Source organism: Amycolatopsis sp. NPDC006131, assembly GCF_040614175.1.
Taxonomy (GTDB): domain Bacteria; phylum Actinomycetota; class Actinomycetes; order Mycobacteriales; family Pseudonocardiaceae; genus Amycolatopsis_E; species Amycolatopsis_E tucumanensis.
The window spans coordinates 42,545-49,836 of the sequence record NZ_JBEXTX010000057.1 but is presented as its reverse complement, the minus strand read 5'-3'; the positions used below and the strand labels follow the sequence as shown (position 1 = coordinate 49,836).

Sequence of the window (7,292 nt, the reverse complement as noted above, 5' to 3'; positions counted from 1 at the left end):
GTGTCAAGGCGGGAAAGCGTGCCTTGACACGGCTGGTCGGCGACTAAAGATCGGCTGTGGATCGGGGGCGGGGGAGGTCTGGTTGGGGTAGTCGGCTGCTTTGCGTTGCCGGCTTGCGGTTGGTCGGTGCTGTTGCGTTGCCGGGCGGCGCTTGGCGCGGGTGAGGCGCGCCGTCGGCCACCACGAGATCCGCTTCCACGATGCCCGACTTACCCTGAAACCCATGGTCGCCTCAGCCTCGTTCCCCGGTCCGGCCAAGCGGGCGGACGTCGCGCCCTTTCACGTCATGGAGGTGCTCTCCGCGGCCGCCGCCCGGCAGCGGACCCATGGGGACGTCGTCAGCCTCGCCGCGGGGCAGCCCAGCGCGGGCGCGCCCAAGCCGGTCCTGGAGGCGGCCGCGCGCGCCCTACGGGACCAGAACCTCGGGTACACCGTCCAGCTCGGCATCCCCGAGCTGCGCGAAGCCATCGCCGGGCACTACGACCGCCGCTACGGGATGACCGTCAGCCCGGAGGACGTCATCGTCACCACGGGCTCCTCGGGCGGCTTCATGTTGTCGTTCCTGTCCGCCTTCGACGCGGGCGCCCGCGTCGCCATGGCCCGGCCCGGCTACCCGGCCTACCGCAACCTGCTGTCCGCCCTCGGCTGCGAGGTCGTCGAGTTCGCCACCGACGAGAGCACCCGCTTCCAGCCGACCGTCGACCTGCTCGACGAGCTCGGCCCGCTCGACGGGCTGATCGTGGCGAGCCCGACCAACCCGGCCGGGACCGCGCTGCCGCCGGGCGAGCTTGCCGCCATCGCGGGCTGGTGTTCGTCCCGCGGGGTGCAGCTGATCAGCGACGAGATCTACCACGGCATCTCCTACGGCACCGAGCTCGGCTGCGCCTGGCAGTCCACCACCGAATCGATCGTGCTCGGCTCGTTCTCCAAGTACTTCGCCATGACCGGATGGCGGCTGGGCTGGATGCTCGCCCCGAAGCGCCTGCACCGCGCGGTCGACGTGCTCACCGGCAACCTCAACATCTGCGCACCGGCGCTCGCCCAGCACGCGGCCGTCGCCGCGTTCGAGCCCGACTCCTACGCCGAGCTGGACGGGCACGTCGCGCACTACCGGCGCAACCGCGACCTGCTGCTGGACGGCCTCGCGGGCATCGGGCTGACCCGCGTCGCCCCGGTCGACGGCGCGTTCTACGCCTACGTCGACGTCTCCGAGCACACCACCGACAGCCTGAGCTGGTGCCAGCGGCTGCTCGCCGACACCGGCGTCGCGATCACGCCGGGCATCGACTTCGACCCCGTGGACGGCGGGAAGTTCGTCCGGTTCTCGTTCGCCGGCTCCGAGTCCGACGTCACCGAGGGGGTCGCGCGCCTTGGCCGGTGGCTCTCCGGGGGAACCCCCAGTTTTCCCTGAACGTTGACCAGAACGCGGGCGTCCCGGCACGAAACCGTGCCAGGCTGCACGTAGCGGGCCGAACGAGCCCGCGTGGCACAACCGGAGGGGAATGCCATGTTCTGGAAGATCGTCGGTGCGCTGCTCGTCGCCTGGCTCGCGTTCATGGTGATCGGCTCGGTGATCGGGTTCGTCTTCAAGGCGATCCTGTGGATCGCCGTGATCGGCGGCGTCGGCTTCCTCGGTGCCGCGGCCTACAACGCGATCAAGAACAACAAGGAGCGCAAGCAGATCCGCCCCTAGAGCAGAGCGCGCGCCGCGTCGGCCCCGTCCCACACGTGCGCGCGCAGGCCTGCCGCCCGCGCTCCATCCACATTGGACTGGCGGTCGTCGAAGAAGACGCAGTCGCCCGCCCGCACGCCAAGGCGGGCGACGAGCAGTTCGAAGATCTCCGCGTCCGGCTTGGCCACACCGACGTCGCCGGAGAACACCCGGACGCGGAAGTGCCGCATCCAGTCCTGCCGCTCGGCGAACCGGGCGAACGAGGACGGCGCGTTGGACAGCAGCGCCAGCGGCACCCCGGCCTCGCTCAGCCCGGCCAGCAGCTCCAGCGACGACTCCCGCACGTCCGACCAGCCGCGGATGTCGATCTCGGTCAGCCGGTCCGATGTGGACTCGTCGACGGGCACGCCGAGCGCCTCGCCGACCCCGCCCCAGTACTCCAGGTCGGAGCTGCCGCGGTCGTAGGCGTCCCGCAGCCGCCAGTAGTGCGGCTCGAACTCCGCCGGCGACACCCCGAGCGTGGCCGCGAGGTCCGGCAGCGCGGTCGTCCGGCCGCAGATCACCTCGCCGTAGTCGAACACCACCCAACCGGTCACGGGTGACCACCGGCCTTGATGCGGCGCAGCGCCTCGTCCACGTCGGCCGGGGAGACGTCCCGGTGCAGCACGAACCGCACCTTGCCCGCCATCGGCAGCGCCAGCACACCCTGGGCCTGCAGCGACTCCAGCGTCACCGCGATGTCGGCGACCGGCGCGAGCACGATGTTGGTCTCCGGGGCGTCGGCCTGCCAGCCCAGCTCACGCAGCCCGTCGGCCAGCCGCCGGGCCTTCTCGTGCTCCGCGGCGAGGTCCGGGACCCGGTCCAGCGCGACCAGGCAGGCCGCGGCGAGCACCCCGATCTGCCGCATGCCGCCGCCGAGCATCTGCCGCATCCGGCGCGCCCGCTCGACGAACTCCCGGCTGCCCGCGACGACCGACCCGGCCGGCGCGCCCAGCCCCTTGCTGAAGCACGCGGACACGCTGTCCACGCCCACGGTCAGCGCGGCGGGCGGCAGGCCGAGCGCGACGGCCGCGTGCCAGACGCGGGCGCCGTCGAGGTGGACCTGCAGCCCGGCCTGCCGCGCGGTCGACAGCAGCTGGGCGTGTTCGTGCGGCGGAATGACGGCGCCGCCGGCCGCATTGTGGGTGTTCTCCAGGCACAGTAGGGTGGTGCGCAGCGCGTAGTACGGCCCGCTGCGGGTGCCGATGGCCGCCGCGACCGTCTCCGGCTTGGGACGGCCGGGGCCGCCGTCGTGCGGCAGCGCTTCGGGCATGCCGCCGGCGAGCCAGGCCGCGGAGCCCAGCTCGTTGTTCAGGACGTGCGCGTTGTTCGGGGCGAGGAACCGGTCGCCGCGCTTGAGGTGGACGGACAGGGCGATGAGGTTGGCCATCGTGCCGCTGGGCGTCCACAGCGCCGCCGGCATGCCGAGGACCGCGGCCGCGCGCTCCTCGAGCTCGCGGACCGTGGGGTCGACGTCGATGACGTTGTCGCCGACCTCAGCGGACGCCATCGCTCTGCGCATCTGCTCATCCGGACGGGTGACGGTGTCAGAGCGGAAGTCGATCAACTGGGTGGCTGCTGAGGTCACAGTCAGATCACATCACACCGTTCAGATGATCTTCAAGAAGGTGCAACCCACCGTCGGCGCAGTTCCGTCTTTACGCCGAGACGTCGGAGCGGAGAGCCTTAGCGCGTGGACGAGGGTGACGAGCGGGACTTCGCGGAGTACTTCGCGGCCAAACGCGACTCCGTGCGCCGGACCGCGTACCTGCTCTGCGGCGACTGGCACCGCGCGGACGATCTCGCGCAGACGGCGTTCGTGGCGCTGCACCGGAAGTGGAACCGCATCCGGGATCGCGCCGCGACCGACGCCTACGTGCGGAAGACGCTGGTCCGGGCGTCGATCGACGAGTCGAGACGGCCCTGGCGGAGGGAGCGGCACGTGGAGCAGCTGCCCGAGCCCGAGCCCGCGGGCACCCGGCTGGACGACCAGGTCGCCACGCGCGCGGACCTGCTGGCCGGGCTGCGCGCGGTGCCGCCGAAGCAGCGGGCCGTGCTGGTCCTGCGGTACTTCGAGGGGCTGGACGTGGCCGGCGTGGCGAAGGTCCTCGGCTGCAGCGAGGGGAACGTGAAGAGCCAGACCGCGCGGGGACTGGCGAACCTGCGCGACGCGCTGGGCGAGGAGGTGGAAGCCGGTGGATGAGCACGAGCTGACGGAGTTGTTCCGGTCCGCGCCCGGTGAGCCGCCTCCGGCCGGGTTCGACGTGCGGGACGTGCGGACGGCCTCGGCGCGGGTCACGGCGCGGCGGCGCACGTCGCTCGCGGTGGCGTCACTCTGCGTGGTCTTCGCCCTGTTCGGCGCCGGAATCGCCGGATTCGTCCAGTCCCGGACCACCCAATCGACTCAAGTCCAGGGGCAGGAGCAACCGGCGAACGCGCCGGAGCGTCTCCCGTCCGCCGTGCCCCAGCTTTCCGGTCCCTCCGCCATGCAGGGAGGAGAGGGCGCCGGGGAGAACGGCCCGCGGGCCGACAGCACCTCCGGGTGCGACAAGGTGGACCGGGAGCTCGCCACCGCCCTCGCTGGCGAGCTCCCGGCCACCGGGATCACCGGGCCGGACGCGGGCGACGTGTGCACGCCGGGTTCCCGCTCGGCGAGGTACGGCGTCGCCGAGAACGGCCGCACCGGTTCGGTGTCGGCGACCGTGCTGCCGCCGGGGGCCAGCGTCCAGCTCGCGAAGCTCGCCGACGGCGCCGTCGTCGACCAGCGGCTGACCGCGGGCGGCGGGACGGTGATCGTGCTGAGCGTGCCTGCCCCGGGCAGCGCGGCGCCGCTGGCGGACGACGTCCCGAAGATCGCCACCGCGCTCGCCCAGAGGTTCTAGCTGGTTAGATGGGCGGCCATGACGTCCGGAGCGAGCACGCCGAAGGGTGAGCGCAGGCGGGCGGCCCTCGTCGAGGCCGCGGCCGAGCTGCTGGTCGAAGGCGGTTTCGACGCGATCCGGCACCGTGCGGTCGCCGAGCGGGCCGGGCTGCCGCTGGCGTCGACGACGTACTACTTCGACTCGCTCGACGACCTCATCAGCGCCGCCGCCGAGCACCACGGCCGCGCCGAGCTGGCGAAGGGACACGCGCAGCTGGACGAGCTGCCGACCGAGCACCGCCGCATCGACAGCGTCGTGGAACTGGTGCTGGACCAGCTGCTCGGCGAGGACCCCGGCTACGAGGCGGTGCTGCTGCGGTACGAGCGGCTGGTGGCGACCGGGCGGCGGCCCTACCTGCGGCCGTTGATGCGGGCGCTCGGCGCGGAGCTGCGGGAGCTGCTGACGGAGATCTTCGCCCGGTCCGGGCTGGTGATCGAGCGGGACCGGCTGGAGGAGCTGATCGCGCTCGTCGACGGCGCCGTGGTCAACGCCTTGATCGAGGTGGACCCGGATCCGCGGGCGGTGGCGCGGGCGAGGCTCGCTCGCGCGCTATCTAAGCTTGGGTCGTGACGAAACCGCAGATCCCGAACGTCCTCGCCGGTCGATACGCCTCTCCCGAGCTGGTCTCGCTGTGGTCGCCGGAGAACAAGGTGAAGCTCGAGCGCGAGCTGTGGATCGCGGTGCTGCGCGCCCAGCGCGACCTGGGTGTCGAGGTGCCGGACGGGGTCGTCGAGGACTACGAGCGGGTGCTGGACCAGGTCGACCTTGGCAGCATCGCGGAGCGGGAGCGCGTCACCCGGCACGACGTGAAGGCGCGGATCGAGGAGTTCAACGCGCTGGCCGGGCACGAGCACGTGCACAAGGGCATGACGTCGCGGGACTTGACGGAGAACGTCGAGCAGCTGCAGGTCCGGCGGTCGCTGGAGCTGATGCGCTCGCGGGTGGCCGCGGTGCTGGCCCGGCTGGCGGCGCTGGCGGCCGAACACGCGGAGCTGGTGATGGCCGGCCGGTCGCACAACGTGGCCGCGCAGGCGACGACGCTGGGCAAGCGGTTCGCGACGGCGGCGGACGAGCTGCTGGTGGCGTTCGACCGGCTGGACGACCTGATCGGGCGGTACCCGCTGCGGGGGATCAAGGGCCCGGTGGGGACGGCGCAGGACATGCTGGACCTGCTGGGTTCGGCGGAGACGCTGGCCGAGCTGGAGAACCGGATCGCCGCGCACCTGGGGTTCGCGCGGACGTTCACCAGCGTGGGGCAGGTGTACCCGCGGTCGCTGGACTTCGACGTGCTGTCCGCGCTGGTGCAGCTGGCGGCGGCGCCGTCGAGCCTGGCGAAGACGATCCGGTTGATGGCCGGGCACGAGCTGGTGACCGAGGGGTTCAAGCCGGGGCAGGTCGGCTCGTCGGCGATGCCGCACAAGATGAACACGCGGTCGTGCGAGCGGGTCAACGGCCTGGCGGTCGTGCTGCGCGGCTACCTGTCGATGATCGGCGAGCTGGCGGGCGACCAGTGGAACGAGGGGGACGTGTCGGATTCGGTGGTGCGCCGGGTGGCGTTGCCGGACGCGTTCTTCGCGCTGGACGGGCTGCTAGAGACGTTCCTCACGGTGCTCGACGAGTTCGGCGCGTTCCCGGCCGTGGTGGCCCGCGAGCTGGAGCGGTACCTCCCGTTCCTGGCGACGACGAAGGTGCTGATGGCGTCGGTGCGGGCCGGGGTGGGCCGGGAGACCGCGCACGAGGCGATCAAGGAGCACGCGGTCGGGGTGGCGCTGGCGATGCGCGAGAAGGGCGCCGACAACGACCTGCTGGACCGGCTCGCCGCCGATTCGCGGCTGCCGCTGGACCGCGCCGGGCTGGAGCAGTTGCTCGCCGACCGGATCTCGTTCACCGGCGTGGCGCCGGCGCAGGTGGCCGCCGTGGTGGCGCGGGTGGAGGACGTGCTGGCGCGGTTCCCGGAGGCCGCGAAGTACGTGCCGCAGCCGATCCTCTGACCGCTGGTTGTGTGGTCCGGGGCGCCGGTGGGGGCTCACGGAGCGGGTGGCGTTTCGCATCGGGCGGTGCCTCGCGAAGCGGATTGCACCTCCCCGGGGGGCGACACCTCCCGGAGGGGCGGCACCTCCCGGGGCGGCGCCCCGCGAAGCGAGCGGCGCCCCGCGAAAGCGGATTGCACCTCCCGGTGGAGCGGCACCTCCCGGGGGCAGCGCCGCGCGAAGCGAGCGCCGCCCCGCGACGGCGAATTGCACCTCCCGGTGGAGCGGCACCTCCCGGAGGGCGACACGTCCCGGAGGGCGCGCGGCGCCCCGCGAAGCGAGCGGCGCCCCGCGAAAGCGGATTGCACCTCCCGGTGGGGCGACACTTCCCGGGGGCGACACCTCCCGGGGGCGCGCGGTTGGTGGTTGAGCAGTCGCGCTGACGCGACTCGTCGATGAATGGTCCACTCATGCCTGCGCGGCTGGGCACCTCGCATGGGTCGAGGTGTCCACTCGCGCTGTGCGCACGTGAATGGACCATCCATCCGGTGCGAGATGCGCCTCTCGCGGCTTGGCGAAGGAACCACCCGATGCGCCTCCGAGAACGGTCCGTTCATCACCCCACCAGCAGCGCACCTCGCGCGCCTATCACCTCATCCCCTTCACGCACTCGCGAGATGCCCACTCACG

General features: G+C 72.4%; 8 protein-coding genes. 6 read left to right on the top strand and 2 right to left on the bottom strand.

The features are described from left to right. The first annotated feature begins 223 nt into the window (after positions 1 to 223). Together ABZ215_RS26290 and ABZ215_RS26285 are read left to right on the top strand one after the other, a co-directional pair. Entirely contained in the window at positions 224 to 1,411 is a 1,188-nt protein-coding gene (locus ABZ215_RS26290) for a pyridoxal phosphate-dependent aminotransferase (protein WP_354709669.1), read from the top strand. A 96-nt stretch (positions 1,412 to 1,507) separates the two neighbouring features. Continuing rightward, positions 1,508 to 1,693: a hypothetical protein gene (locus ABZ215_RS26285; RefSeq protein ID WP_017985728.1), complete on the top strand. Its 186-nt coding sequence runs from the start codon at positions 1,508 to 1,510 to the stop codon at positions 1,691 to 1,693. On the opposite strand, the gene ABZ215_RS26280 is transcribed toward ABZ215_RS26285, so the two are convergent. Together ABZ215_RS26280 and ABZ215_RS26275 are read right to left on the bottom strand one after the other, a co-directional pair. After that, the gene (locus tag ABZ215_RS26280; protein WP_354952385.1) at positions 1,690 to 2,268 is read right to left on the bottom strand and encodes an HAD family phosphatase; all 579 of its coding nucleotides are present in this window, start codon (positions 2,266 to 2,268) and stop codon (positions 1,690 to 1,692) included. The genes ABZ215_RS26285 and ABZ215_RS26280 overlap by 4 nt on opposite strands. Next, a complete protein-coding gene (locus ABZ215_RS26275; RefSeq protein ID WP_354952389.1) occupies positions 2,265 to 3,278 on the bottom strand; it encodes a GntG family PLP-dependent aldolase in 1,014 nt (337 codons plus the stop codon). Before ABZ215_RS26275 ends, ABZ215_RS26280 begins: the two co-directional genes overlap by 4 nt. A gap of 126 nt (positions 3,279 to 3,404) precedes the next feature. On the opposite strand from ABZ215_RS26275, the gene ABZ215_RS26270 reads away from it, so the two are divergent. From ABZ215_RS26270 to purB, 4 genes are read left to right on the top strand one after another with little or no spacing between them, the layout of a single operon-like run. After that, positions 3,405 to 3,914, top strand: a complete 510-nt coding sequence (locus ABZ215_RS26270) for a SigE family RNA polymerase sigma factor (protein WP_020421383.1) — start codon at positions 3,405 to 3,407, stop codon at positions 3,912 to 3,914. Further along, on the top strand, positions 3,907 to 4,593 hold the full coding sequence (locus ABZ215_RS26265; protein ID WP_354952383.1) for a hypothetical protein: 687 nt from the start codon (positions 3,907 to 3,909) through the stop codon (positions 4,591 to 4,593). Before ABZ215_RS26270 ends, ABZ215_RS26265 begins: the two co-directional genes overlap by 8 nt. 18 nt (positions 4,594 to 4,611) lie before the next feature. Beyond that, positions 4,612 to 5,202, top strand: coding sequence for a TetR family transcriptional regulator (locus ABZ215_RS26260; RefSeq protein WP_237338888.1), 591 nt, complete (start codon positions 4,612 to 4,614; stop codon positions 5,200 to 5,202). Then, positions 5,199 to 6,623 (top strand): adenylosuccinate lyase, encoded by a 1,425-nt coding sequence (purB, locus tag ABZ215_RS26255; protein WP_020421386.1) that lies wholly within the window; start codon positions 5,199 to 5,201, stop codon positions 6,621 to 6,623. The genes ABZ215_RS26260 and purB overlap by 4 nt, the downstream gene beginning before the upstream one ends. Positions 6,624 to 7,292: the final 669 nt, after the last annotated feature.

Bases quoted from the DNA above. Each gene is read 5' to 3' on its own strand.
- ABZ215_RS26290 (WP_354709669.1), top strand. From the start codon at position 224: ATGGTCGCCTCAGCCTCGTTCCCCGGTCCGGCCAAGCGGGCGGACGTC.
- ABZ215_RS26285 (WP_017985728.1), top strand. From the start codon at position 1,508: ATGTTCTGGAAGATCGTCGGTGCGCTGCTCGTCGCCTGGCTCGCGTTC.
- ABZ215_RS26260 (WP_237338888.1), top strand. From the start codon at position 4,612: ATGACGTCCGGAGCGAGCACGCCGAAGGGTGAGCGCAGGCGGGCGGCC.